Source organism: Chryseobacterium sp. FG46 (genome assembly GCF_057809135.1).
Window position 1 is genome coordinate 144863 of the sequence record NZ_JBMDJJ010000008.1, and the last position, 25159, is coordinate 170021.

At 37.5% G+C, this 25159-nt stretch carries 27 protein-coding genes; 10 read left to right on the forward strand and 17 right to left on the reverse strand.

What is annotated here, in order from left to right; translation table 11 throughout:
* Positions 1-54 precede the first annotated feature (54 nt).
* Together ACODR7_RS08390 and ACODR7_RS08395 are read right to left on the reverse strand one after the other, a co-directional pair.
* Positions 55-1347: a T9SS type A sorting domain-containing protein gene (locus ACODR7_RS08390; protein WP_488838626.1), complete on the reverse strand. Its 1293-nt coding sequence runs from the start codon at positions 1345-1347 to the stop codon at positions 55-57.
* Between the two features lie 196 nt (positions 1348-1543).
* A complete protein-coding gene (locus tag ACODR7_RS08395; RefSeq protein ID WP_488838627.1) occupies positions 1544-2350 on the reverse strand; it encodes a choice-of-anchor J domain-containing protein in 807 nt (268 codons plus the stop codon).
* A 95-nt stretch (positions 2351-2445) separates the two neighbouring features.
* Between ACODR7_RS08395 and ACODR7_RS08400 the strand changes: the two genes are divergently transcribed.
* The 9 genes from ACODR7_RS08400 to ACODR7_RS08440 all read left to right on the forward strand — a co-directional run bounded on the left by ACODR7_RS08400 (position 2446) and on the right by ACODR7_RS08440 (position 11851).
* On the forward strand, positions 2446-4551 hold the full coding sequence (locus ACODR7_RS08400; protein WP_488838628.1) for a TonB-dependent receptor plug domain-containing protein: 2106 nt from the start codon (positions 2446-2448) through the stop codon (positions 4549-4551).
* Between the two features lie 16 nt (positions 4552-4567).
* A complete protein-coding gene (locus ACODR7_RS08405; protein ID WP_488838629.1) occupies positions 4568-5683 on the forward strand; it encodes an HmuY family protein in 1116 nt (371 codons plus the stop codon).
* Between the two features lie 21 nt (positions 5684-5704).
* Positions 5705-6583 (forward strand): heme/hemin ABC transporter substrate-binding protein, encoded by an 879-nt coding sequence (locus ACODR7_RS08410; protein WP_488838630.1) that lies wholly within the window; start codon positions 5705-5707, stop codon positions 6581-6583.
* Positions 6567-7607, forward strand: a complete 1041-nt coding sequence (locus tag ACODR7_RS08415) for a FecCD family ABC transporter permease (RefSeq protein WP_488838631.1) — start codon at positions 6567-6569, stop codon at positions 7605-7607. The genes ACODR7_RS08410 and ACODR7_RS08415 overlap by 17 nt, the downstream gene beginning before the upstream one ends.
* A complete protein-coding gene (locus tag ACODR7_RS08420) occupies positions 7607-8380 on the forward strand; it encodes a heme ABC transporter ATP-binding protein (protein ID WP_488838632.1) in 774 nt (257 codons plus the stop codon). The genes ACODR7_RS08415 and ACODR7_RS08420 overlap by 1 nt, the downstream gene beginning before the upstream one ends.
* A 2-nt stretch (positions 8381-8382) precedes the next feature.
* Positions 8383-9033, forward strand: a complete 651-nt coding sequence (locus ACODR7_RS08425) for a class I SAM-dependent methyltransferase (protein ID WP_488838633.1) — start codon at positions 8383-8385, stop codon at positions 9031-9033.
* Between the two features lie 4 nt (positions 9034-9037).
* A complete protein-coding gene (locus ACODR7_RS08430) occupies positions 9038-10066 on the forward strand; it encodes a hemin-degrading factor (RefSeq protein WP_488838634.1) in 1029 nt (342 codons plus the stop codon).
* A gap of 116 nt (positions 10067-10182) precedes the next feature.
* Positions 10183-11055: a ChaN family lipoprotein gene (locus ACODR7_RS08435; RefSeq protein ID WP_136521768.1), complete on the forward strand. Its 873-nt coding sequence runs from the start codon at positions 10183-10185 to the stop codon at positions 11053-11055.
* Between the two features lie 160 nt (positions 11056-11215).
* Complete coding sequence (locus ACODR7_RS08440; RefSeq protein WP_488838635.1) at positions 11216-11851, forward strand: peptide deformylase; 636 nt, start codon at positions 11216-11218, stop codon at positions 11849-11851.
* Positions 11852-12009: 158 nt separating this feature from the next.
* Here ACODR7_RS08440 and ACODR7_RS08445 read toward each other — a convergent pair whose 3' ends face one another.
* Genes ACODR7_RS08445 through ACODR7_RS08455 form a run of 3 tightly spaced genes read right to left on the reverse strand, consistent with a single transcriptional unit; the run spans position 12010 to position 13534 of the window.
* On the reverse strand, positions 12010-12435 hold the full coding sequence (locus tag ACODR7_RS08445; RefSeq protein WP_136521770.1) for an organic hydroperoxide resistance protein: 426 nt from the start codon (positions 12433-12435) through the stop codon (positions 12010-12012).
* Positions 12432-12869, reverse strand: a complete 438-nt coding sequence (locus tag ACODR7_RS08450) for a MarR family winged helix-turn-helix transcriptional regulator (RefSeq protein ID WP_076597074.1) — start codon at positions 12867-12869, stop codon at positions 12432-12434. The genes ACODR7_RS08445 and ACODR7_RS08450 overlap by 4 nt, the downstream gene beginning before the upstream one ends.
* A gap of 32 nt (positions 12870-12901) precedes the next feature.
* Positions 12902-13534, reverse strand: a complete 633-nt coding sequence (locus tag ACODR7_RS08455; RefSeq protein WP_062670959.1) for an NAD(P)H-dependent oxidoreductase — start codon at positions 13532-13534, stop codon at positions 12902-12904.
* A gap of 291 nt (positions 13535-13825) precedes the next feature.
* Between ACODR7_RS08455 and ACODR7_RS08460 the strand changes: the two genes are divergently transcribed.
* Positions 13826-14578 (forward strand): SDR family oxidoreductase, encoded by a 753-nt coding sequence (locus tag ACODR7_RS08460; RefSeq protein ID WP_488838636.1) that lies wholly within the window; start codon positions 13826-13828, stop codon positions 14576-14578.
* Between the two features lie 6 nt (positions 14579-14584).
* On the opposite strand, the gene ACODR7_RS08465 is transcribed toward ACODR7_RS08460, so the two are convergent.
* The 12 genes from ACODR7_RS08465 to ACODR7_RS08520 form a co-directional block, all read right to left on the reverse strand.
* The gene (locus ACODR7_RS08465; RefSeq protein WP_076597072.1) at positions 14585-14896 is read right to left on the reverse strand and encodes a hypothetical protein; all 312 of its coding nucleotides are present in this window, start codon (positions 14894-14896) and stop codon (positions 14585-14587) included.
* Between the two features lie 69 nt (positions 14897-14965).
* The gene (locus ACODR7_RS08470) at positions 14966-15925 is read right to left on the reverse strand and encodes a protein-glutamine glutaminase (RefSeq protein WP_488838637.1); all 960 of its coding nucleotides are present in this window, start codon (positions 15923-15925) and stop codon (positions 14966-14968) included.
* A gap of 517 nt (positions 15926-16442) precedes the next feature.
* Entirely contained in the window at positions 16443-17171 is a 729-nt protein-coding gene (gene lipB, locus ACODR7_RS08475; RefSeq protein ID WP_488838638.1) for a lipoyl(octanoyl) transferase LipB, read from the reverse strand.
* A gap of 31 nt (positions 17172-17202) precedes the next feature.
* A complete protein-coding gene (gene trpA, locus ACODR7_RS08480) occupies positions 17203-18009 on the reverse strand; it encodes a tryptophan synthase subunit alpha (RefSeq protein ID WP_488838639.1) in 807 nt (268 codons plus the stop codon).
* Positions 17955-19133, reverse strand: a complete 1179-nt coding sequence (trpB, locus tag ACODR7_RS08485; protein WP_488838640.1) for a tryptophan synthase subunit beta — start codon at positions 19131-19133, stop codon at positions 17955-17957. The genes trpA and trpB overlap by 55 nt, the downstream gene beginning before the upstream one ends.
* 4 nt (positions 19134-19137) lie before the next feature.
* On the reverse strand, positions 19138-19683 hold the full coding sequence (locus tag ACODR7_RS08490; RefSeq protein ID WP_488838641.1) for a GNAT family N-acetyltransferase: 546 nt from the start codon (positions 19681-19683) through the stop codon (positions 19138-19140).
* Entirely contained in the window at positions 19680-20189 is a 510-nt protein-coding gene (locus tag ACODR7_RS08495) for a hypothetical protein (RefSeq protein ID WP_488838642.1), read from the reverse strand. The genes ACODR7_RS08490 and ACODR7_RS08495 overlap by 4 nt, the downstream gene beginning before the upstream one ends.
* Before the next feature lie 28 nt (positions 20190-20217).
* The gene (locus ACODR7_RS08500; RefSeq protein WP_488838643.1) at positions 20218-20892 is read right to left on the reverse strand and encodes a phosphoribosylanthranilate isomerase; all 675 of its coding nucleotides are present in this window, start codon (positions 20890-20892) and stop codon (positions 20218-20220) included.
* 11 nt (positions 20893-20903) lie between these two features.
* Positions 20904-21677 (reverse strand): indole-3-glycerol phosphate synthase TrpC, encoded by a 774-nt coding sequence (trpC, locus tag ACODR7_RS08505; protein WP_488838644.1) that lies wholly within the window; start codon positions 21675-21677, stop codon positions 20904-20906.
* A gap of 56 nt (positions 21678-21733) precedes the next feature.
* The gene (gene trpD, locus ACODR7_RS08510; protein WP_488838645.1) at positions 21734-22720 is read right to left on the reverse strand and encodes an anthranilate phosphoribosyltransferase; all 987 of its coding nucleotides are present in this window, start codon (positions 22718-22720) and stop codon (positions 21734-21736) included.
* A 41-nt stretch (positions 22721-22761) separates the two neighbouring features.
* Positions 22762-23364, reverse strand: a complete 603-nt coding sequence (locus tag ACODR7_RS08515) for an anthranilate synthase component II (RefSeq protein ID WP_488838646.1) — start codon at positions 23362-23364, stop codon at positions 22762-22764.
* 38 nt (positions 23365-23402) lie between these two features.
* A complete protein-coding gene (locus ACODR7_RS08520) occupies positions 23403-24827 on the reverse strand; it encodes an anthranilate synthase component I family protein (RefSeq protein WP_488838647.1) in 1425 nt (474 codons plus the stop codon).
* Positions 24828-25159 lie beyond the last annotated feature (332 nt).

Here is a 25159-nt window from a genome sequence, read left to right on the forward strand (position 1 = left end):
GAATCTGAAACCGCCCTTTTATTAGAAAAAATAGAAAGTATTAAAATAGAAAGTTTATTTTACGATAAGCTTTTTCGTCTCCGAATAGCCACCGTAAGTAATTTTTACAAGATAATTTCCTGAAGGGAGCGTAGAAAGATTCAAATCCTGTTTGTAGAAACCTGCCTGATTAGCCAGTTCAGCTGTATATACCTTTTTCCCGGTAAGATCATAAACTTCTACATTCCCTTTGTTGCCTGCTTTTTCTTTAACATCAAAAAGAACCGTTACTTTTTTATCAGCTGGTGCAGGATTAGGATAAATACCAAAAGAGGCCTTTTTCCCAACTTCAGTAATACCTAATGTTTCAGTAATCTTCTTGTATTTGAAATACATATTTCCTGTACTGGCTCCACCATTGGTAGTGAAATACATTCTGTAATAGTCGTTTCCTTTTTTTACGTAGTATACCACATCATTTTTTACCGTCCCGATTCCTTTCCATGAATGTCCTACTGTAGTAATAGCTGATGAGAAACTTGTATTGGCAGGAACAGAATAGGCTGCTGTTTGCTGTGTTTCAGGCTGTACCATTGCCACTTTTATGTTCGGGCTTTGGATGGCACCGGAAAGCGGGTACATCTGTACTCCCATATAGAATGTATAATATTTGGTAAATACAAAATCCCATGCCGTTCTGGATGGCTCCAGACCTGGAACTTTTTCTCCGGTATCAAAGGAGAAGTAATTGAAATAGGAATCATCTGTTCCATTAGCAATTGTTCTTGTTTCTGTAGTTCCCCATGATGTACCGTTCCATTTTGAGTATTTGAAAGTATATCCTGCAAAAGCATCTTCAATGGCAAATTTAATATAAGTCCCTGAAGCATATTTTAAAACAAAAATAGCTTTCCCCTGAATATGGTGATTCATTGGGTTGTAAACTCCCCATCCTGTTGAAGGAATATTAGGATTTGGAGAGGTCACCGGTCCCTGCTCGAAAGCTCCCTGGCTCCAGTCAGTGGTCTGATCCGGATTATAAAGAGGTGCTCCCCATGAAGCTTCATTGCTGATGCTGATATTATCCCAATCGGCTAAATTGGTGGAGGCGGTGTACACTTCAATATCTTTAGCATCATTAATTCTGGATCCGAATGCGTAGTTTGAGTTTCTGTAAAAAGCAATATCCCACGTATTGGCTGGCTGAGAAATCATATTACCATCTGCAAGGTTTACAAACACTCGGTTTTGATATCCGCTTCCCATAGTCATGTTTACCTGTGAATATCCCAATGCATCAGTCTGCGCCAAAACAGTCTGCTGAACAGACATTGCGAGTACTGAAGCCAATAATAGTTTTGTTTTCATAATTTATTTTTTAAATCCTTATTTAGAATGATTCCACAAAAATATGTAATTATTTTTAATCAGTCTAAATAAAAACATGATTTTTATCGTGTTTTTATTTTAATCATACCAATGCATAACAAAATTAGAGTAAAGAAAAAGCCGGTAAGATTTTCCTACCAGCTTTAAAAAAAGGCAAATAATAGTCTAATAAACCTTATTTTTTGATGAATTTTGACTGGATTGTTTTTCCTTCAGCAGTTTCAATATTCATGTAATATACACCAGCTTGAAGGGTGCTGATATCAAATCTTTGTCCGCTCAGTTTGCCTTCAGCTGCTTTTTGTCCTGCTGCTGAATAGATTTGGATGTTTTTAGGATCTTTTTTAATAATAAATTCTAAGGCTGACTGATCAGAATTTAAGGCAAACCTGAAATTTTCTGTGGATTTATTGTTGTCTGATACACCTAAAGAAGCAGTCGTATTATAAACTATATTATCTACCTGAATGGCTACGTGAGTAGCAGTAGGCGTGAATTTAAATACAATGTATGAACCTGTGGATGACGGAATATTAACACTGATATTCTGAACTGTGCCAATAACCGATACATTAACAGGGTTTCCTACAGGAACGAAAGTTGACATATCAGCAGGATTAGACGCTACGCCTACCTGAATGCTTCCAGGACCAGGAGATGGAGATACTAATGTAGTGTCAAAAGTTAAAGTTTTATTTCCTGTTGGAGTTTCAATCTGTGGAGTAATCAGATAAGAAGAACCTGTTGCGTTGTTTCCTGCATACGACTGGACAAATCTGTTAGAATCTCCTGCTACAATCATTCTTGGAGGTACAGGAGGAAACTCACCGGTTATGGGTGCAACGATGGCAGACCATCCAGACTGTGGGAAAGTAGTATTCCCCGCTGTAAAATTGTTGAAATTTTCATTGATGTTAGATACCTGAGCATTCGCCGTTAAGGCTGTAAACATCAGAGCTCCTAAAAGTAATTGTAATTTCATGAGATTATTTTTATTTAGAATTATTCCACAAAAATATATAATTATTTTTAATGAGTCTAAATAAAGTTTTATATTTGTCGAAAATTTGTACCCTTATGAAGAAGAAAGTGCTTTCCGTTCTATCATTATCCGTGGCCTTATGGATGAATGCACAAGAAAAGGATTCTCTTTATCAAAAGAAAATTGAAGAAGTTGTTATTACAGGACAGTACATGCAGCAGTCCATTAACAAATCCATCTATAAGGTTGATGTTATTGATGCAGAGCAGATTAAAAATATGGCAGCAACGAATGTTGCTGAGGTTTTAAATCAAAGTCTTAATATACAGATCACTCCGGATACGCGTTCAGGAAATTCCACGGCCAATATCATGGGACTTAACGGTGATTATGTAAAGATCCTTATAGACAATATTCCGGTAGTAGGGGATACAGGACTGGGAAGTAATATAGACCTTACCAAAATTACCCTAAGCAATATCGAAAGAATTGAAATTGTAAAAGGAAGCATGGGGGTTGAATATGGAAACGGAGCTGTTGCCGGAGTAATCAACATTATTACCAGAAAAACCAATACAAAGAAGATCAGTGTAAGAGGCTCATTGCAGGAAGAAACAGTGAGAGACAACTATGATCTTAAGAAAAAAGGAAATGGCAGACATATTCAGAACCTTAATGTAGATTATAATATCAGCAATGAATGGTTTGCCAGCATCAATTTCAACCATAATCAGTTTATGGGATACGAAGGGGAAAGCAAAGGTTACAAATATTTCGGACAGGATAACCAGAGAGGGTATGAATGGAACCCGAAAGATCAGTATGATGCTTCTGCATTGCTGAGATATACCAAAAATAAAACAACATTCTTTTATAAACTGTCTTATCTGAATGAAAAATTCAATTTCTATAATCCGGAGGTCAACAGAAATCCTCTTAATGACGGGTTAGGCGGGGTTGCCTACGAAAGCAGAGACAGAAGATACAGCACAGACCGTTGGATTCATCAGTTCAATATTCAAACTAATCTGGGACATATCCGATACATGGGGGATTTCTCCTACCAGAACCAGGACAGAAAATATTACGACTATAATTACGATATTCCGAACAGACAAATAAAGAACCGACAGGACGAAAAGTCTTATTATAAGACCGATGTTATCTACTCCAGAGGAATGTTCAGCAACTTCCTGGATAGTAAAGTTTTTGATTTTCAGTTGGGATATGAATTAGACTACACCAATGGTTATGCCGCTTTAATTGCCGGAGACTTCTTTGGTGAAGCGGTAAAAAGAAAGATCTTTACCTATTCCAATTTCCTTTCTGCAGAATGGAATGTTTCAGACAAATTCTCTTTAAGACCTGGAGTAAGACTTTCCCTCAGTGAAAACTTTAATAATCAGTACAACTATTCGTTATCAGCAAGATATAAAACTTCTGAAAATTCAAATCTCAGGGCAATTGCAGGATCAGCCAACCGTTTCCCGAAATATGATGAACTGTACACGTATTTTGTGAACCTTAATCATGATGTACAGGGAAATCCGGATTTACATCCTGAAAAAGGCTTTTCCGCAGGCCTTTTCTGGAACCAGAATTTTTCCGCAGATAACGGATGGAAAATCGCATACGGAGTAGATGCATTATATCTGGATGTACGTGACAGGATTGAAATGGTGATGGTAAAAGAACCTTCTACCTACAAATACATGAATCTTGATACGTATAAAAATCTACTATTTTCCGCTAATATAGATTTCAGAAAAGATCAGTTTGCTCTTTCTTTAAGGGGATCTGTAAACGGAACATCGGTATCCGTGAATGATTTGAAATCTTCTTCCCCTACAGATTTCCAGTATTTGGTACAGGCGGGAGCTTCAGCAACCTATAAACTGAAAAGTACCGATACCAATTTTGCCCTTTACTACAAATTCACAGGTCCGGACAGAATATATGTGTCTGACGGAGCAAGCGGTTTCCGCCTGGGAAAAGTAGACAGCTTCCACATGATGGATTTCATTGTGAGCCAGCCTTTCTGGAATAAGCATTTTGAAATTTCTGCAGGAGTGAAAAACATATTTGATGTCACAAGGTTAAACTCTACGGCAGTGGCCGGTTCAGCCCATACAGCAGCGAATGGGTTTGTTAATTTATATTATGGCAGAAGCTATTTTGCCCGATTAATGTTTCAATTTTAAATAATAAGTTACGATTATGAAGTATTTAAAAATAGTATCTGTTCTTTCTATCATGGCTGCCACACAGTCTTGTCTTTCTGCTGATGAAGATCCGGTTGCAGTTCCTCCTATGACGGGATCTGAAGTAAGTGTGCCGGTGGGAGGTCCTACAGAACCCAATCAGGTCTGGATCGATTTAAGTGACTACACCAATCCGGCTGTCAACAGCAGGACAGACTGGGATCTTGGTTTTTACAGTGGCGATGCCTACAGAGTGATCATGAACGGATCTCTTGCCATGACGGTGATCAAAATACCCAACGCATCAGACATCAGTAAAGTAAAGGAAGCTGATATTTCAAGTTTAAAAGATATTGCCCAGGTAGGAACATTTGATGCTGCCAATATGAAATATGTTGACAATCCGAACGGAGATTTCTTAAATCAGACTTCAGGGATTGATGCCATCCAAGAAAATGATGCGGATAACCCTGTGTATCTGATCAATCTTGGTAGAGAGATACCTTCTGCTACCAATATCGGGGCAGGTTCAGTTTCATTGTCCGGAGATCCGAGAGGATGGAAAAAAATTCAGATACTGAGAGCTCAGAATGGATACAAAATACGTTATGCTGACGTGAATGCAGCAGAAGCAGACGTCAAAGAATATATCATTACCAAAGATACAGAATACAGCTTCTCGTTCTTCAACCTGAAAACAGGAACACCTGTAAAAATTCAGCCTAAGAAGAAAAAATGGGATCTGGCCTTCACAACGTTTACCAATGAAGTGTTCATGGGACCTGCAACCAGTGCAGGAAGCTATTTTTATGCAGATTTTGTAACAACCAATACCCTTAATGGAGTAGGTGCTTATCAGGTGACGGTTACAGGAAGTCTTGATGCAGCTTACAATGCATTTAAACTGAAAGATGTAGAACCTGCAAAATTTGTTTTCAATGACCAGAGAGCGATTGGTGATAAATGGAGAACCACTACCGGTACAGCATCCAATCCTGTCCCTTTCGTGTATGCAGACCGTTTCTTTGTATTGAAAGATGCTGAAGGTTTTTATTTCAAGCTGAGATTCAATACCATGAAAAACACAAAAGGAGAAAGAGGGTACACCAATTTTGAATTCGAACCTTTATAAATAATCAAATAATAGTAGATCATGAAAAAATTCATCCTTGCAGCTTCTGTTCTTATAGCAGTATATTCTTGCAAAAAAGCAGAAACAGGAGCAAAAGAAAATACTACAGAGGCTGCTTCTGAAGCACCGAAAACCAATAATAAAATAGTAACACTAAACGGAGGAATTACTGAAATCGTAGCAGCTTTAGGCCACGAAAAAGAAATCGTGGGAACTGATGTTACCAGCACCTATCCTGCCTCATTAAAAGCTACAGCGAAAGATTTAGGTCACATGAGATCCATGACAATTGAACCGATCATGGCGGTAAACCCAACATTGATTCTGGCTTCTGATAAAGATATCAACCCTGAATTAATGGGGAAAATTAAATCTTCAGGGATTAAAACTGAAGTTTTTAAACAGGAATACACGGTTGAAGGAACTAAAAAACTGATAGAGCAGGTAGCAAAAGCGATCGGAAATACAGATTATCAGAAATTAAACGATAAAATTGATGCTGACCTGAAACAGGTACAGCCTATTGCTAAAAAGCCAAAAGTATTGTTCATCTATGCCAGAGGAAACATGCTGATGGTAAGCGGTAAAAACACACCAATGGCGTCATTGATCGCCCTTGCAGGAGGAGAAAATGCAGTGACTGATTTTGAGGATTTCAAACCATTAACACCGGAAGCCGTTGTAAAAGCTAATCCTGATGTACTATTTTTCTTCGAAACTGGTTTACAGGGTGCAGGAGGCAATGAAGGAGCACTTAAAATGCCGGGAGTATCTCAGACCAATGCAGGTAAAAATAAGAAAATCATTGCCATGGACGGAGGTTTAGTATCAGGTTTCGGGCCAAGAGTAGGAGAAGCAGCAGTAGGATTAAACAAACTTTTAATTGAAAGCACCAAGTAAACTATACTTTTATCTTATAATAAGTGCGGTACTGCTGGCTATTATAGCAGTACTGTCACTTAATACAGGAGTCTATGATTTCGGAGAAAACTCTCCGTTCGCGGCACTGTGGCAATTGATAAAAGGAGATCCCGGTTTGTCACTCAGTGATCAATATGTAATCTGGGATGTAAGGGCAGCCAGAATTATCATGGCCATCTTAGTAGGAAGCATGTTGTCGGTTTCAGGAACAAGTCTTCAGGGGCTTTTCAGGAATCCTCTGGCAACAGGAGATTTAATAGGACTTACATCAGGAGCAACGTTGCTGGCAGCCATTGCGATTGTTTTAGGAGGATATTTCAAAGAATATCTTCCTGAAGCTGTACAATTTTCACTGGTAGGAATAGCCGCTTTTATCGGTTCTTTTTTGTCCATGATGCTGGTCTACAGAATTTCAACAAGCGGAGGAAAAACAAATGTAGTGATGATGCTGCTTACCGGAGTTGCTATAACCGCTATTGGTTTTTCAATAACCGGATTTTTGATCTATATTTCAAAAGATGAGCAGCTCAGAGATCTTACTTTCTGGAATTTAGGAAGTCTGGCAGCTGCTACATGGACGAAAAATATTATTCTGGCTATTGTTGCGGTGATTGCTTACATTATTTTACTTCCAAAAGGAAAAGCTTTGAATGCAATGATGCTGGGAGAAAAAGATGCACAACATCTGGGAATTAATGTGGAAAGACTGAAAAAGCAGATCATTATCACCGTTGCTTTAATGGTGGGAACCTGTGTGGCATTCTCCGGAACAATTGGTTTTGTAGGTCTTATTGTACCTTATATTTTAAGGCTTTTATTCAAATCCAATTATGCTTTTATTTTGCCTTTATCAGCAATGTGCGGAAGCATTTTGTTATTGACGGCAGATACCTTCAGCAGAAGTATTGTAGCTCCTTCAGAACTGCCGATCGGAATTTTAACAGCCTTAATGGGCGGTCCTATTTTTATCGCTATTTTGGTTAAATTTAAAAAATCACTGTAATGATCAAGGCACACCAGATAAATTATCAACACAAAGAATTCAGGATTCTGGATGGAGTAGATGTCTCTCTGGAATACGGTGAATTTCTTGTCATTGTAGGACCCAACGGAGCAGGAAAATCAAGCCTTCTGAGTGTATTGGCAGATGAAGTAAAATCTGTCAATAACAAGGTTTTGTTTAAAAATAAACCTATTAAAGAATGGAATATCCAGGAACTTTCAAAACACAAAGCCAAGTTTTCACAGCATAACAGCAACGATATTCCGCTTGAGGTAAAAGATGTGATCATGATGGGAAGGTATCCGTATTTCGATGCCCAGCCCGGAAAACAAGACCTGGAAGCCATGAACAATATGATGTACGAAACCGATATTTTTCATCTGAAGGAAAGGGAATACAACACTCTTTCAGGAGGAGAAAAGCAGCGTGTACATCTATCAAGAGTTATGGCACAACTTGAAAATAATATCGCCCATAAGGTGGTTTTTCTGGATGAACCTTTGAATAATTTAGATATAAAACATCAATATAAGGCACTTGAAATTATCAAAAATTTTACAAAAGAAGCCAACAGTGCCATTGTTGTTTTACATGATCTGAACCTTGCTGCCCAGTTTGCAGATAAGATTTTATTAATGAAATCAGGACAGGTTTCCGCCTATGGAACTCCACAGGAAGTTTTTACTGAAGAGAATATCAGCAATGCCTATAATTTTCCCTGTACCATCTGCGGACACCCAATTACCAATAACCCAATGATCATTTTTGGATAACCATGGAAAAAGAAGAACTTAAAATCCTCGCACAGAATCTTGCCAATCCCCAGGGAGAAAAAGGCATTGAGATCGGTGAAATGATGAATGCTACGAATATCAGCATGACATTAGAAACTATCAGAACACTTTCGATAGATGACGGCCAGCAAATCCTTGAAATAGGACACGGGAATGCCGCACACCTGAAAAGTATCATGAGCCTTGCCAAAAACCTCACTTATACAGGGATTGATATTTCTGAAACCATGCACAATGAAGCCAAAAGGCTCAATAAAGAATTTGAAAATCAGACAGAATTTGTTTTATATGAAGGGAAGAAGCTTCCTTTTCATGATGAAACTTTTGATAAAATATTTACTGTAAACACAGTCTATTTCTGGGAAAATCCAGCGGAATTCTTAAACGAGATCTGCAGGGTTCTAAAAGATAACGGAACATTCGTTCTGACATTCGGACAAAAAGAATTCATGGAAAAACTACCGTTTACGGAATATGATTTTACCTTGTACAGCAACAGCGAAATGGAAGAACTGATCTCCAAAAGTCATTTTAAGAGAATGAAAACTTCAGAAAGAGAAGAAGAAATAAAAAGTAAAACAGGAAACGAAACCCTACGAAGAATGTATACAATTTTAACCATAAAAAAGTAAAGTAATGAGCACATTAGTTAATGATTTAAAGGAAAAATGGGAAGCTCTGAAAGCAGAAAATCCACATATCAGAATAAGAAACGCTGCAGCACAGCTGGAAGTAAGTGAGGCAGAATTATTGGCAACAAGCATTGGAGAAGGCGTTACGGTCCTGAACCCGGATTTCCAGGGAATCCTTACAGAAGCTGGGCAATTAGGAAAAGTAATGGCGCTTACCCGTAATGATGAATGTGTTCATGAAAGAAAAGGGACTTACCTGAACGGAGACTTCAGCAGTCCTCATGCACAGCTTTTTGTGGGGGAAGATATTGATCTCAGAATTTTCCTTAACCACTGGAAATTTGCTTTTGCAGTACTGGAAGGTGATAAGAAAAGTCTTCAGTTTTTCGGAAAAGATGGACTGGCACTTCACAAGATTTATTTAACAAAAGACAGTAATGAAGCTGCTTTCAATGCGATCGTAGAAAAATTCAGAGCAGAAGATCAGAATCAGGTGCTTGCGTTTGAAGCAGTAGCTCCAAAGCAGGCGGAAAAAGAAGATTCAGACATTGATGTGGAAGGATTCAAAAAAGCATGGACAGAATTGAAAGATACTCATGATTTCTTCATGATGACAAGAAAATACGGCGTAAGCAGAACCCAGGCATTACGATTGGCTCCGGAAGGATTTGCTAAGAAAATTGATAATGCTAAAGTAGTCAACATCCTTGAAGATGCTTCTGAAAAGAATACTCCGATCATGGTTTTCGTTGGAAATAGAGGAATTATCCAGATCCACACAGGAAATGTGAAGAAAACACTTTGGCATCAGCAGTGGTTCAATGTGATGGATCCTGATTTCAACTTACACCTTGATGTAACGAAAATTGCAGAAGCATGGATCGTTAAAAAACCTACTGAAGACGGAGAAGTAACTGCCATCGAAGTATTCAACAAAGAAGGAGACTTTATCGTTCAGTTCTTCGGAAAAAGAAAACCTGGAATTCCTGAGCTTCAGGAATGGAAGGATCTTGTAGCAGCTTTAGAGAAATAATAATTAGATGATTTGAATGAGACCGTTTTGTTTGTAAAATTCAAAGCGGTCTTTTTTATGAAACGATCTGCAAGTGCCGGAATATTTGTGTAATTTGTGACTAAATATAAAATAAAATGAAAAATATTTTCATAGCGATACTGCTTGCCGGTGTCTGTGCATTGAAGGCACAGGACTTAAAAGCATATCAGTTTTATGATAAAAAAGGAAAAGAAGTAAAGACAGAAAAGCTGGTAAAAGAACTGGCAGATTATGATGTAGTCTTTTTTGGAGAAAATCATAACAGCTCTATCAATCACTGGCTTCAGCTTAAAATTACAGAAGCGCTGTTTGCCAAAAAGAACGGACAGCTGATCTTAGGAGCAGAGATGTTTGAGAGAGATAATCAGGCGCAGCTGGATCAGTATTTAAACGGGAAATTTGATGCTAAAACATTCAAAGATTCTGCCCGTTTATGGAACAATTATGCAACGGATTACAAACCTTTGGTAGATTTTGCCAAGGATAAAAAACTGAATTTCATTGCAACCAATATTCCAAGGAGATATGCCTCTCAGACTGCAAAAGAAGGTCTTGAGTCCTTAAATAAATTAAGCGAAAAAGAGAAAACCTACATTGCCCAGCTGCCAATTAAAGTAACGTTAGACACTCCGGGATATCCTGAGATGAAAAAAATGATGGGAGATCATGCAGAAGGAACAAAAGTGATGAATTTCATTTCAGCTCAGGCTACAAAAGACGCTACAATGGCGGAATCTATCCTGAAAAATTACCAGGCCGGAAAAACTTTCATCCATTACAACGGAAACTATCACAGCAAAGAATTTGGTGGAATTTATTGGTACATCAAACAGAAAAATCCCAATCTGAAAATGGCAGTTATCTCCGTTTTTGAATCAGACGATTCTGAACTGAAAGTTCCTGCCAAAGATTATATCCCGACAGATTTCAATCTTATTATCCCTGCGGATATGACAAAGACTTTTTAAACTTTCAACAGTTAGAGTGAAAAATATTCAATAGAAACGGGCTTTAGCCCGTTTATTTTTTATATCAACTTCCATTGGCTTTAGCCTAAACATAATTATTGAATACCTTTTAATCATTTTTACTCCACAATATTTACCTTTGTATCAGATTCAAAAACATATGAAAAAAATCCCCATCCTGCTGATCTTTTTTACCGGATTTTTTAATGCTCAGAAACTCACCTCCAGTGAACTTTCCATCATCAATCAGGGAGATGTAAACAAGGCTTTACCCATCTATCAGACGACAGATAATAATCAGCATCAAACATTGCTGAACATTTCTTCAGAAGCAGATCCTCTTGACCCGAATACAGCTGTTCTGGTAAAAAGAATGAAAGAATCCCTTCTGTCAACAGATGGAGGAGTAGGAATTGCAGCTCCACAGGTGGGAATCAACAGAAAAATCATCTGGGTGCAGCGTTTTGATAAAGAAGGAACTCCGCTTGAGTATTTTATTAATCCGGTCATTGTATGGCGCTCGGATTTGCAGAATCTTGGCCCTGAAGGCGATTTGTCTATTCCTGATTTCAGAGATCAGTTCTACAGAAGCAAAGTCATCCAACTGGAATATGTGGATTTGAAAGGGCAGAAGTATTCAGAGATTGTAGAAGGTTTTACAGCAGTGATTTTCCAGCATGAAATCGACCATCTTTTCGGAATCCTGATTTCCGATAAAAAGGAAAAAGAAAAAAACGATTCTTATAAAAAGGTAGATGCCTATCAGAAAAGTGATGTAATGAAAGACAGAAGGTAATGATGAGTTATAAATGATGAGTGAAATTCTTGAGCATTATATACATAAAAAATTCTCAATCATCTGTGCCCATCTGAGAAATCTGTGGGAAAATAAAAAAAGGAGCTGTTTCCACGGAAACAGCTCCTTTCTTTATAACTATGCTTAAAAAAATTGGATTAATCGTTGTTGGTAACTGAAAGTTTCACCTCCATATTATTTCTGGTAGCATTAGAATAAGGACAGATCTGGTGTGCCTTTTCTGTTAAAGCCTGCGCTTCTTCAAGAGAAACTCCTGGAATGTTCACATCCAGTTCTGCTGCCAGTCCGAAACCACCATTCTCAAGCTGACCTATGCTTACCTGAGCGGTTACCGTTGTTTCTCCTGTCTTTACTTTAGAAAGACTGATCACTCTGTTCAGAGCACTGTCGAAACATGCGGAATATCCTGCTGCAAAAAGCATTTCAGGATTGGCAAAATCATCATTGGCTCCTCCTAAAGCTTTTGGCATTCTAACATCAAGATCCAGCACTCCGTTTTCACTTTTTACATGGCCATTTCTTCCTCCTTGAGCAGTGACCTGAGTTGTATATAACGTTTTCATTTATTTTCTATTTTGTTTAATATTTTTAAGACAGTGTCTTTAAGATGCAACAGTTCTTCCGGTTGTATTCCCAGTTTTTCCTGGATTTTTCCCGGAATCTCACAAGCCTTCTGCTGAAGCTTTTTCCCGGCTTCGTCTAAAAATACTTCAACCACTCTTTCGTCCTCTTTTTTTCTTTTCCGGATAATAAATCCTTTAGACTCCAGTCTTTTAAGGAGAGGTGTTAAAGTACCACTGTCCAGAAACAGTTTTTCTCCGATATGGGTTACCGTAAGCCCGTCACCATCCCATAATATCATCATCACGAGATACTGAGGATACGTAATGCCCAGTTCATCAAGAAAAGGACGGTAAAGCCCTGTAATCTCTTTGGCAATGACATATAGCGGAAAGCAAATCTGGTTTTCCAGCTTGGGTGTTTTCGGATTTTCCATAATTTCTGAGTACGAAAGATTCGATGAAGGTATTACTTTTTTATGATAAATTCATCCATTGGAATTCTGACTTTTTTCATAGTAGAAAGCCAGTCATTCGCTTCATCACGATATCCAAGATATAAAAGGCTTACACTTTTTAATCCCAGTTCTTTTAGTCCCAGTACTTCATCTACCACCTCATTGCTGAATCCTTCTGCCGGTGTACTGTCTATTTTAAGCTCTGCAGCCTGCGCAAGGGCAATTCCTAAAGCGATATAAGTCTGACGTGCAGTGTGTGCAAAATGCTCTTCGGGAGTCTGAGCACCGTATATTTCTTTGATTTTATCGGTATAGCTTCCAAAGCGGCCTCTCGGAAGATCCCTTACGTCCGTATGATAATCGTAAACTTTGTCGATCTTTTCATTAGAATAACTATCCCATGCCGCAAAGACCAAAACGTGAGAAGAATCTCTCATTACTTCAGGGTTTAAAGCACCTGCTACCATTTTTTCTTTCAATTCCTGGTTTTCCACAACAATAATTCTGAAGGGCTGCAATCCCGATGAAGTAGGAGCTAGTCTTGCTGATTCTAAAATAGTATTAAGGTCTTCCTGTGATACTTTTTTGGTCGGATCATAAGCTTTTACTGCATGTCTCCAGTTTAAATTTTCTATTAATGACATTTTTATTTTTGTTTTAAATTAAACTACTTGTTGATGATTAAATGCCAGATTTATTATCTGACTCAATTAACACTGCAAATATATGGTCAATTAAATTGTGTGCAATTTAATTTTAAAAGATTTTATTGATGACGATTATTGATGGACTTTAAAAATGTAAAAGCAAAAGGGTAAAATAGTTCAGAGTTATAGGTAAATATGGTATTTCACGATTCAGTCAATTCCGCATGATTCGGATTTTTTCAAAGTCGTAGTATTCCAATCTTTGCAATAGAATTTAAACTTAAAACAATGCAGAGATTTAGAAACAAAACCGCTTTAATTACCGGAGGAACCAATGGAATGGGGTTGGCTACCGCTCAGAAATTTATTGATGAAGGAGGATCAGTGATAATCACCGGACGAAGTGAAGAAACGGTGAATAGAGCTTTAGAGAAACTTGGAGAAAAGGCTTTCGGAATTGTTTCCAATGCCGGAAATATGAAAGACCTGATGAACCTGCAGCATGAAATCAGAAAATATACACAACAGATTGATCTGGTTTTTGCCAATGCGGGATACGGAAGATTTGCTCCGGTGGAATATGTGGATGAAAATCACTTTGATGAACTGTTCAATATGCTGGTCAAAGGACCTTTTTTTACGGTACAGCAGGTGTTACCATTAATGAAAAGCGGCAGCTGCGTTATTTTCAATACTTCAATGGCCACAGATATTGCTATGGCTAATTTTTCAGTGTATTCTGCAGCAAAATCTGCGGTGCAGTCGTTGATCAAAACATTTGCTTTAGAACTTACAGAACGTGGCATTCGTGTCAATGGAGTAAGTCCCGGGCATATTAAAACCAATATTTTTAATAATACGGGCTTAACCGGAGATCAGATTGAAAGTGCTATTGATGAGATTATTCCGACAATTCCTTTTAAAAGACAGGGCGAACCGTCAGAAATAGCTAATGTAGTTCTGTTTCTCGCTTCAGAAGAAGCTTCCTATATTCATGCAGCGGAGATAAAAGTGGATGCAGGAATTTCTGTGATCAGATAATCCGGATTATTTGACTTCTTTAATTTCTTTGATGATATTGGTTTTATTTTCAATACCGATATTATAGGTCTTACCTTTTTTAAAGCTTTGGGTTGCTTTTTCCATAAGGCTTTTGTATTCCGGTGATTTTTTGGAAAGATAAAAAACCTGAGCACTGATTCCAATAGCGACACGTACCACTTCATTCGGCTTGTCGGGATCTTCCATGATATTTGAAATGGTGGCATTATTGTACCACGTTAAATTCTGCGGAGTGGAACTACCGGAACAGGATGTAATCATAATAAATAGTAATAGTAAATAAGACCAGGCTTTCATAGCAAAAAGTATTAAGTAAAAAGCTCCTGCAATATATCAAAATATAGGCAGGAGCTCTCTATAAATTAATTAAAATCCACAGCTTGCTACACTAGGAGCTGGAGAAGGAGAACATCCTGAAAGGGATGAGAATTTATTCAATACACAATTAGTATTTACATAGTTGTTGTCATACAGTAAAGAACCGGCTGGACTTCTGTAGTAAACATTTCCTGCTGTATTGGCATAAGAAGATACTGAGGCAGATCCACAGCTTGTATTGGTACATGCAGCTCTCCATGCAGCGTCAGTTACAGGTCCGCTGGAGAATAATGATGGGTCAATGATTCTTTTTTCAACAATTCCTGAAGCATTTTTGAAGCTTACCAAAATGGCTACGTGATATACCCACGAAACACAGCATGTTCCTGTAGATGCTCTAAGGTTACCATACACGAATTGCTTTTCACAATCGTAACCTGCATTCAAAAGGATTTGTCTCATTTTGTGCGCTCTTGCATAGCAGCCATCCACAGGATATCTGAAGGTGATACATGGTGAAGAGGCGGTAGAAGTTCCACAAGCCTGATTTTTAATCTGAGCAAAAAGACTGTTTAACGTTGCAAGATTAGGAATGACACTTACTGCCTTATTACTTTCCCCTCTTTCTTCTTTGTTGAATACCGATTTGAAATAACGGATGTCATCAGCAGTTGCTTTTTCTACTTTCGCAATTTTATTGGTATTGGCTTTAAGGAAAACATGAACAGGAGTTTCGTTTTCAACAGCCTGTCTGATCATGGAAATATAACCTGCATTCTCTTTACTGTCCGCAATTTCGTACGGCTGTGCAGTAACCATAAATGAGATTTTAAACTTTCCATCTTCTTTTTCAATCCCTACCGGAACAGTTTTGCCGAAATCTTTCATTGCAATGTCATTAGACTCTTTAGCAACAAGATTCGGATCCTGATTGGCAGCTGAATCTGAGCAGGCATTAAATGACAGTACCGTCACGAATACCATCATGGATAACAGAAATTTTTTCATAGTTTTTATATTTTGGTGATTAATTTTCAGTGAACTTTTTAATTATTATAGTTCACTTATTTGTGACATTAAAAGTAGTAAAAATTAAAATATATGCAATATTTTTTTTGAAAAAAATACATTATTCTATTGTTTTATTGATTTTATAATATTGAAAAAGATGAAAAAATGATCGTTTTTATAGGGATATTCAATGGAAATAGAAAATTTTTAAAATGGTGAAATCGGTTGTTTTTTACGATTTGGATTCCTACGGAATAGACAAGTTGGATGGATAATTTATCACTAGAATACGGATGTTTTTAGTACATATCTTTTCTTTACTCGCTTTGTCATTCCGTAGGAATCTAAACTCTTATTTTATCCTCATTCATTATTACAGGATTTCTGTGTCTGGATTCCTGTGGAATGACAAATGTTGTGGATAGTCTAAGCGAATAAAAATAACATTATCATAAAACTAAAAGCCCGGTTTCAACTATTGAAACCGGGCTTGTTTTATTGTAAGTAAACTTGACTATTTGTAAATCAATTCTGCCTGGAAAACGTCTGCGAAATGCTTTCTGATCTTTGCTTTCAGTTCTTCCATTTCTTCCGGTGTGAGTTCTCTTTCAAGCTCTCTTTTTAAAGAAGTAACCTGCTTATCCTTAATCCCACATGGAATAATGTATTCAAAATAACGCATATCTGTATTCACATTCAGCGCAAAGCCATGAAGAGTTACCCATCGGGAAGCTTTCACTCCCATAGCACACATTTTTCTGGCGTAAGGTTTTCCTACATCCAGCCAAACTCCGGTCTCTCCCGGGGAACGTTCTCCTTTAATACCATATTCGGCAATGGTTCTGATGATCACTTCCTCCAGATTCCTCATATATAGATGAATATCTGTGAAAAAGTTTTCAAGATCCAGAATAGGGTAGCCTACAACCTGTCCGTAACCATGATAGGTAATATCTCCGCCACGGTTTACTTTCACAAATGTAGCATCAATTTCTTTCAGCTTATCAATACCGGCAAGCATATTTTCTTCGTGTCCGCTTTTTCCTAATGTATACACGTGAGGATGTTCCACGAAAAGAAGGTGGTTGGGAGTAATACTATGCTGTTCTGCAGGAAGATCCCTGTTTTTTATTTTGGTATCAATGATGTTTTTCATCAGTTGTTCCTGATAATCCCAGGCTGGCTGATATTCTTTGACTCCTAAATCTTCAAATTCTACTGCTTTATTTTGATTTGTATTCATTTCAATTTTTGATATACAAATTTAGTGAATTTTACCCTTTTATGGAATGGATAAAATCTATGGCACTTTTCTTCCAGTCTCTATCCTGAAGCAAAATATTCACAAAAGCGGTTCCGATAATACCGCCATCCGCTTTTTCCGTTACATTTTCAAAATCTTCCTTAGACTTAATTCCGAATCCTATCATTACCGGGTTTTTAAGTGGAAGAGATGCGAGTCTGGAAAGATAATCCTCATTTTTTAAAACCGCATTTTCATTTCCGGTGGTAGAAGAAGAGCTTACTGCATACAGAAAGCCTGAACTTAAAGAATCCAGATAGATCATCCTTTCATCAGAGGTTTCCGGGGTTACAAGAAAAGTGAAATTAAGATGATACTGTTTTAAAATATGCTGATAATTTTTCTCAAATTCAATAGGAGGAAGATCGGGTAGGATCAATCCTGAAACACCGCTTTCCGCACATGCAGCACAGAATTTTTCAAATCCAAAGCTCAAAACAGGATTGATATATCCCATCAGAATAACCGGGATTTTGATTTCGTCTTTGATTGCTTTTAGTTGTGACAATAATTTTTCAATCGTCATTCCGTTTTGTAAAGCCAGTTCATGAGCTTTCTGGATCACAGGGCCATCTGCCACAGGATCAGAATAAGGCATCCCGATTTCTATCATATCTGCTCCGGAATCCTGAATCAGTTGTATAATATCAGCGGTATCTTCCAGTTGCGGAATTCCTGCTGTGAAGTATATATTTAGTTTTTTCATTTTATTCTTTTTTGTATTTACAGATTCTTCAGATACGTTTCCATATCCTTGTCTCCACGGCCACTCAGGCAAATCACCACAACATCATTTTCATTAAATTTCTTCTTATCCAGAACAGCCAGTGCATGAGAACTTTCCAATGCAGGAATAATACCTTCCAGTCTGGTAAGCTCAAAGGCACATTTCAAAGCCTCGTCATCATTAATGCTAAAGAATTCAGCTCTTTTTTCTTTAAATAAATGCGCATGGAAAGGTCCTATCCCCGGATAATCTAATCCTGCAGAAATAGAATGCGGCTCAATGACCTGTCCGTCTTCCGTCTGCATCAGAAGGCTTTTGCTTCCGTGAAGAACTCCAAGCGTTCCTAAGAATGTAGTCGCAGCAGATTTTCCGGAATTTACACCCAGGCCTCCGGCTTCAGCAGCAATAATTTTTACTTCTTTCTCTTCTACAAAATGATAAAAAGTTCCCGCAGCATTACTTCCTCCACCCACACAGGCGATCACATAATCAGGATTTTCTCTACCGGTTTTTTCTTTAAGCTGCTCTTTGATTTCTTTTGAAATAATGCTTTGAAATCTGGCTACCAAATCCGGAAAAGGGTGTGGTCCCACGACACTCCCAATCACGTAATGGGTAGTCACAGGATTGTTGATCCAGTCTCTTAACGCTTCATTTACCGCATCTTTTAGCGTTTTTGAACCTGAAGTGGCAGCTACCACTTCTGCACCCAGCATTTTCATTCTTGCCACGTTGGGGGCTTGTCTCTGGATATCAATTTCTCCCATATAAACAATGCACTCAAGACCAAGCAAAGCACACGCTGTAGCTGTGGCGACACCATGCTGTCCTGCTCCGGTTTCAGCAATAATTCTGTTTTTTCCGAGGCGTTTTGCCAATAAAACCTGTCCCAGAGCATTATTGATTTTATGAGCTCCGGTATGGTTGAGGTCTTCACGTTTTAAGTAAATCTGAGTCTTATATTTATTACTAAGATTTTTAGCAAAATATAATGGGGTAGCCCGCCCAACATAGTTTTTAAGCAAATCCTGATATTCAGCCTGAAAATCTTCAGATTCTATGATTTCAATATAGTTTTTTTGCAGTTCTTCTACATTAGGATAAAGCATTTCGGGGATAAAAGCTCCTCCAAATTCTCCATAATATCCGTTTTCGTCGGGGTTTTTATAATTCATTTTTTTATTCTTTAGTCATTAAATAAGCGTTGTTTTGTGAATTCAGCTGATTGAGCTGTTCTTTTCTTTCCTGTGTTGTATGAAAAATCAAAATATCATCATCTTCAGCATTCACCCACTCTGAACCCACACTTTCTTTAATCATTTTGGCTTTGTCATGTAGAATTTCTACACCACACTTTTCATAAAAAAGGCGAAGATCCGAATGGCAGAAACCAATTGTTTCCAGATTTCTCTGAGTAACATTTTCTTTGAAATAACGAACCAAAGCAGCTCCATATCCTTTCTTTTTATGAGCAGAAACCAGCCCTACAGCCTCAGCAAAAGAGTAATCTGTATCTGCTATTTGTAAGGTGAAATCAAAATTCACTCTCATAATGGCCAGTGTATTTTTATCCGTATCCATCAGAAAATGAAATTCTGAATCTTTGAAAAAAGACAGGAAATAGGATGAGTTCATGGTGTTCCAGGCAGAAATATCCCAAAGCTCCAGAATGTGTTTTATTTCTGCTTCTGTTAAATCTTTCGTTTCTTTTACTTGATATTTCATGGGTTTAAGCTATTAATAAATGTGCGGTGGTAATCGTACTGTTGTTTCGTAATCAGCTTTTTATAATATAACAATTCTATTTTATGTGTTAAATCAATTAAGGTTGCCTTATCTATTTCCGACTGATACATGGTAATGGCAATTTCCAGATTATCAATTAAAAAATAAGGATCGGAATCTTCATACAACAGAAAAATTTTAGCATAAATCAATCCCAGGTCATACTTTACACTTGATCTTACATGATTTTCTAAAAATTTATCTGAAATAATGACCAGATAATAGCTGTTCCATAAGCTGATTCTTTCAAAAAAATACTGGATATCACTTTCTTTAAAATCTTTAATAATACAAATGAAATCAGACAATAATCCTCCCACTTCCCAATGTTCTGTATTACTGTCGTTCTCAGAAACAAAGCGGTACAGATTCTGGATTTTCTCATTCCCGAATTTAGGCGGAAATAATGTTTTATAAAATGTCTTCTTTAGCAAATGTATATTCATCCTTGTGTGTTTTTATGTGTTATTTATTTTACTGAAACAGGGTTTTAAACTTTCTTATTCTGTCGATATTTTTACTGCCGGGTTCTGTTTCAAATTTTGAATTGATATCTAAAGCGAAAGGCTGTTGTTTCAATGTATCAATATTCCCTATATTTTCCTCGGAAATGCCTCCACTTAAAAAGTAGGGCAGAGGAATGTCGAATTCATTCAGAATACTCCAGTCGAATTGTTTTCCCGTTCCGCCGAAGGCTTTACTGTTAGTATCGAATAGGTAGTAGGTGACAGGTGGCAGATTGGAAGTAAACGTTTGTGCTATTTTATCTTTATTATCAGAATCAATATCTCCTATTCTGATGACTTTAATGATTCCAACCTCAGGATTTAGTTTTTGTCTTAATCCGGCAATGAAATGATTGCTTTCATCACCATGAAGCTGAACGAAATTCAATCCAGCCTGCTGAACTGCTTTTAAAATGAGATCTGTTTCTTCATTAACAAAAACACCTGTTTTTCCCCGATGCTCAATAGCTGAGATCTCTTCCATACTCAGATGATTCAAAACATATCTCGGGGATTTTTCATAGAAGATGAAACCGAGAAAATCTACACTCATAGAAATCAATTCCTGAATCTGATCCGGTTTTGTAAGACCGCAGACTTTGAGTTGAGGTGGCAGGTTAAAGGTTTTAGGTGGCAGGTTCATTGGTATTGAGTTTAAATTTGAGAAGCAAATTCTTCAAAAGCGTTGGCCGGATCTGTATTTTTCATGAAATATTCGCCCATCAGGAAACCGTCAAATCCTTTTTCTTTTAAAAATTGAAAATTTTCAAGATTGTAAATGCCACTTTCTGCAACGGATAAAACGCCTTTTGGAAGCTGGTTTTTCAGCTGGACAGAATGCTGCAGATCTACTTTGAAATCTTTAAGGTTTCTGTTATTAATTCCTGCTAAATCAATTTTCGAATTGAAATGTTTCAGTTCATCTTCCGTATGAATTTCCAGTAAAACCTCCATTTTCAGTTCATGAGCCAGCTCTGTGAATTCCTGTACCTGAGCTGGTGAAAGACATGAAGCAATCAACAGAACAACATCTGCTCCTATACTTTTTGCTTCATAAAACTGATACTCGTCAATCATAAAATCTTTTCGCAGAATCGGAATGGTAATCTCATTTCTTACATCCAGAACATCATTTAAATTTCCTCCGAAAAAATCATGATCAGTCAGGATAGAAATTCCGCTTGCTCCAAATTTTTCGTAAGCTGAAACTACCTCCAAAGGCTTTACACCATTGTTTATGATTCCTTTTGAAGGAGATTGTCTTTTAAATTCAGCGATAATTCCGCTCTTATTTTTGATGGATTCTTTCAGAGAACAGGTTGGTCTTCCAAAAAAAGCCGTGTTTTTTAAATGATCAAGAGAAATGCGCGATTTCGCTGCTGCAACTTCCTCTTTTTTTCGTTCAATAATTTTATCCAGTATAGTCATTTCTTGTGTTTAATTTTGGTCAATGGTGAATTTTGCTTCGCAAGTGAATAATGAATTTAATTAATCAAAAGATTAAAACTGTTTAATGCTTTTCCGCTGTGCAGACTTTCCTGAGCGAGCAGAAGACAGTCATCATATGTCCCGAATTGATGAGTGTTGTACAGGGCTACTGAAGCATTGGCCAGAATCACAGAGTTCTGCTGTTCCGTACCTTTTCCTTCCAGGATATTCATAAATATTTTTGCTGTTTCCTGAATGGAGTTTCCTGCTTTAATATCCTCCAGCGTTACCGGGTTGAAGCCTAAATCTTCCGCAGAATAGATTTCTTCACCGTTTTTTGTGATGATTTTGCTGTCATCCGTAAGGCTTATTTCATCATATCCGTCAAGACCATGGACCAGAATAAAATCACGTTCCTCTTTCTGAAGCAGATACTGATAAATTCTTGCTATTTCCAGGTTGTATACTCCAATCATTGAATATTTGGGCTTTGCAGGATTTACTAATGGTCCCAAAAGATTAAAAAATGTCCTCAATCCTAAAGACTTTCTCAATAAACCAACCGATTGCAGTGCGGGGTGAAAATAAGGAGCATGCAAAAAGCAGATGTTGGCTCTTTCCAGATCTTCATTCAATTGTTCTGAACTGCTTTTAAACTGATATCCCAGTTCTTCCAGCACATTGGATGAACCTGTAGTGGTAGAAGCCCCGTAATTTCCATGTTTTGTTACCTTCTGTCCGGTTCCGGCTACTACAAAGCTGGCCAGCGTTGAGATGTTAATGGTGTCTTTTCCGTCTCCTCCGGTTCCTACAATGTCGATGGCATTACCGGTATCTATATCTACAGAAACGGCCATTTGTAATAAAGCTTCTCTGAAGCCTTCCAGTTCTGTTAATGTGATACTTCGCATCAGGAAAACGCTGATGAAAGCCGTGACTTCCGCAGCATTGAATTTATTCTGTGCAATCTCAATCATCATAGCCTTAGCTTCAGATTTGGACAGCGTATTATGGTTGAACAGGTATTGCAGTATTTCTTTCATTTGTGGTGTTTTTATGTTTGTTGAAGGACTTTCTGAGATTTTCATGACAACAGAAAGTTTTTCATGATTACTTCTCCTTCCGGCGTTAAAATGCTTTCAGGGTGAAACTGTACTCCGTGTACATCATACGTTTTGTGCTGCAAAGCCATGATCATTCCGTCTTTATCTACAGCCGTAATTTCCAGTTCTTGCGGGAAACCTTCCGGATTTACCGCCCAGCTGTGGTATCTTCCCACTTCCAGTCCTGAACTTAAATCTTTGAACAATTTGGTATTTTCTTTTACCAGTTCAGTAGTGGTTGCTACTCCGTGGAAGATCTCAGTCAGGTTGATCAGATTTCCTCCGAAAGCTTCAGCGATGGCCTGCTGGCCAAGGCATACTCCAAGAATACTTTTGGTAGGAGCATATTCTTTAATAAGGTCTAATAAAATACCTGCTTCTTCGGGAATTCCGGGACCTGGAGAAAGGATGATTTTATCATATTTACCAATCTCTTCCAGGGTAATTTCATCGTTTCTTACCACATCTACTCTTTGGTTCAGAATTCTTTCAATAATCTGAACAAGGTTATACGTAAAGCTGTCATAGTTATCAAAAACGAGAACTTTAAGCTGGGGCTGTTGAGTGTTTATATTGTTGTTCATTGCTTTTTTGTTATGGAGTTGCTGGTTAATAGTAGGGCTTATTTTTCAACTATTTTTTCTGCTTTTTCAACGGCTTTTTTCAGGGCGTTCAGTTTGTTGTTGACTTCCTGCAGTTCACTTTCAGGGACAGATTTTGCTACAAGACCGGCACCTGCCTGATAAAATAATGTGTTGTTTTTGCTTAAGAAAGTTCTGATCATAATGGCCTGGTTGCAGGTTCCGTTCAGTCCGATGATTCCGATACAGCCGCCGTAATATCCGCGGGAATCTTTTTCGTATTGATTGATCAGCTGAAGGGCTTTATGTTTCGGTGCACCGCTCAGAGTTCCCTGAGGGAAAGTAGCGGAAACCATCTCAAGAGGATTGATACTATCTTCAACATCTGCCGTTACTTCACTTACCATATGAATAACGTGAGAGAACAGCTGAATCTCCTTAAGCTTGGTAACTGTTACATTTTTTCCAAGTTTTCCAAGATCATTTCTTGCCAGGTCCACCAGCATGGTATGTTCTGCGTTTTCTTTGGGATCAGCTTTTAAAACTTCTATAGCCTCAAGATCCGCTTCAAAATTTCCCGTTCTTCTGGAAGTTCCTGCAATCGGGTGAATAATTGCTTTATTATTTTTAATGATTAACTGGCTTTCAGGACTTGATCCGAATAGTTTGTAATTTCCGTAATCAAAATAGAATAGGTAAGGAGAAGGATTGATATTTCTCAAAGCACGGTATACATTGAATTCATCTCCCTTGAATTTCTGTTCAAATCTTCTGCTCAGAACCAGCTGAAAGACATCCCCGCGCATACAGTGTTTCTGAGCCGTTTTTACCAGTTCCAGATATTCTTCATTGGTAATATTAGAGGTTTCCTCGCTTGTTTTTTCAAAAGGATAAACCGGAGTATTCTGATTTTTAATAAGATTTTCCAAAAGATGAAGTTCAGATTTTACCCCATTAATAAAATTTTCAATGATATGCATTTCATCATTAAAATGATTGATAGCAATTACATATTGGTATAACCTGTATCTCATAACAGGAATTTCAACTTCCTTGCTCTGTGGTTTAAGATTGATGTTTTCAAAGAACTGTACCGCTTCAAAGCTTGTATAGCCAAAAAGGCTCTGAGCTGTCTGCTCTATTGGATCATTCGTTTTTTCACATTTAAAAATATTTCTGAAGTTTTCAAATACATCTGTAATCTTTTGATCATGAATCAATTGTTTTACAGGAGCTGAAGCGGGAAGCTTAATTTCAAATTCGCTGAGGTTTTTCACTTCAATTCCTGCAATGGCATTCACGGCGATAAAGGAAAAATTATTATCAATACTTTTTGAATCCGAGCTTTCCAGAAGAATGGTATCACGGAATTTATCCCTGATCTTAAGGTAGATATTCATGGGAGTGTGAAGGTCTCCCAGTGTTTTTTTCGAAACAGTTTTTATTGTAATTGTGTTGGTCAACATTTTGTATTGTTTTTTGTAAGATTAAGGAATAAAAAAAGGCTTTAACGGTATCCGTCAAAGCCTATATATTGTTTTTTGATTATTTCTGCTGTGATTAACAACATGACAATACCTCCAGACCCGACGAAGAGTTTGAAAGCCACCACCAAATATTGTTGTTCATTTTTAACATGGGACAAATGTAGAAAATTTTTTAATACCAAGACTAAAAAATATCAAAAAAATAAAAAACTTAATATAGAAATCTTTGCGAACAAAAATAAAGTTTAGTTATACATACTTTGCGAACCTAACGTTTAAAACTATCCGAAGTCTTTATTACGCAATAATCA

Excerpts from the sequence above, each read along its gene's own strand:
- ACODR7_RS08390 (WP_488838626.1), bottom strand. The coding sequence starts at position 1,347 with ATGAAAACAAAACTATTATTGGCTTCAGTACTCGCAATGTCTGTTCAG.
- ACODR7_RS08395 (WP_488838627.1), bottom strand. The coding sequence starts at position 2,350 with ATGAAATTACAATTACTTTTAGGAGCTCTGATGTTTACAGCCTTAACG.
- ACODR7_RS08400 (WP_488838628.1), top strand. The coding sequence starts at position 2,446 with ATGAAGAAGAAAGTGCTTTCCGTTCTATCATTATCCGTGGCCTTATGG.
- ACODR7_RS08405 (WP_488838629.1), top strand. The coding sequence starts at position 4,568 with ATGAAGTATTTAAAAATAGTATCTGTTCTTTCTATCATGGCTGCCACA.
- ACODR7_RS08410 (WP_488838630.1), top strand. The coding sequence starts at position 5,705 with ATGAAAAAATTCATCCTTGCAGCTTCTGTTCTTATAGCAGTATATTCT.
- ACODR7_RS08420 (WP_488838632.1), top strand. The coding sequence starts at position 7,607 with ATGATCAAGGCACACCAGATAAATTATCAACACAAAGAATTCAGGATT.
- ACODR7_RS08425 (WP_488838633.1), top strand. The coding sequence starts at position 8,383 with ATGGAAAAAGAAGAACTTAAAATCCTCGCACAGAATCTTGCCAATCCC.
- ACODR7_RS08430 (WP_488838634.1), top strand. The coding sequence starts at position 9,038 with ATGAGCACATTAGTTAATGATTTAAAGGAAAAATGGGAAGCTCTGAAA.
- ACODR7_RS08435 (WP_136521768.1), top strand. The coding sequence starts at position 10,183 with ATGAAAAATATTTTCATAGCGATACTGCTTGCCGGTGTCTGTGCATTG.
- ACODR7_RS08440 (WP_488838635.1), top strand. The coding sequence starts at position 11,216 with ATGAAAAAAATCCCCATCCTGCTGATCTTTTTTACCGGATTTTTTAAT.
- ACODR7_RS08445 (WP_136521770.1), bottom strand. The coding sequence starts at position 12,435 with ATGAAAACGTTATATACAACTCAGGTCACTGCTCAAGGAGGAAGAAAT.
- ACODR7_RS08450 (WP_076597074.1), bottom strand. The coding sequence starts at position 12,869 with ATGGAAAATCCGAAAACACCCAAGCTGGAAAACCAGATTTGCTTTCCG.
- ACODR7_RS08455 (WP_062670959.1), bottom strand. The coding sequence starts at position 13,534 with ATGTCATTAATAGAAAATTTAAACTGGAGACATGCAGTAAAAGCTTAT.
- ACODR7_RS08460 (WP_488838636.1), top strand. The coding sequence starts at position 13,826 with ATGCAGAGATTTAGAAACAAAACCGCTTTAATTACCGGAGGAACCAAT.
- ACODR7_RS08465 (WP_076597072.1), bottom strand. The coding sequence starts at position 14,896 with ATGAAAGCCTGGTCTTATTTACTATTACTATTTATTATGATTACATCC.
- ACODR7_RS08470 (WP_488838637.1), bottom strand. The coding sequence starts at position 15,925 with ATGAAAAAATTTCTGTTATCCATGATGGTATTCGTGACGGTACTGTCA.
- lipB (WP_488838638.1), bottom strand. The coding sequence starts at position 17,171 with ATGAATACAAATCAAAATAAAGCAGTAGAATTTGAAGATTTAGGAGTC.
- trpB (WP_488838640.1), bottom strand. The coding sequence starts at position 19,133 with ATGAATTATAAAAACCCCGACGAAAACGGATATTATGGAGAATTTGGA.
- ACODR7_RS08490 (WP_488838641.1), bottom strand. The coding sequence starts at position 19,683 with ATGAAATATCAAGTAAAAGAAACGAAAGATTTAACAGAAGCAGAAATA.
- ACODR7_RS08495 (WP_488838642.1), bottom strand. The coding sequence starts at position 20,189 with ATGAATATACATTTGCTAAAGAAGACATTTTATAAAACATTATTTCCG.
- ACODR7_RS08500 (WP_488838643.1), bottom strand. The coding sequence starts at position 20,892 with ATGAACCTGCCACCTAAAACCTTTAACCTGCCACCTCAACTCAAAGTC.
- trpC (WP_488838644.1), bottom strand. The coding sequence starts at position 21,677 with ATGACTATACTGGATAAAATTATTGAACGAAAAAAAGAGGAAGTTGCA.
- trpD (WP_488838645.1), bottom strand. The coding sequence starts at position 22,720 with ATGAAAGAAATACTGCAATACCTGTTCAACCATAATACGCTGTCCAAA.
- ACODR7_RS08515 (WP_488838646.1), bottom strand. The coding sequence starts at position 23,364 with ATGAACAACAATATAAACACTCAACAGCCCCAGCTTAAAGTTCTCGTT.
- ACODR7_RS08520 (WP_488838647.1), bottom strand. The coding sequence starts at position 24,827 with ATGTTGACCAACACAATTACAATAAAAACTGTTTCGAAAAAAACACTG.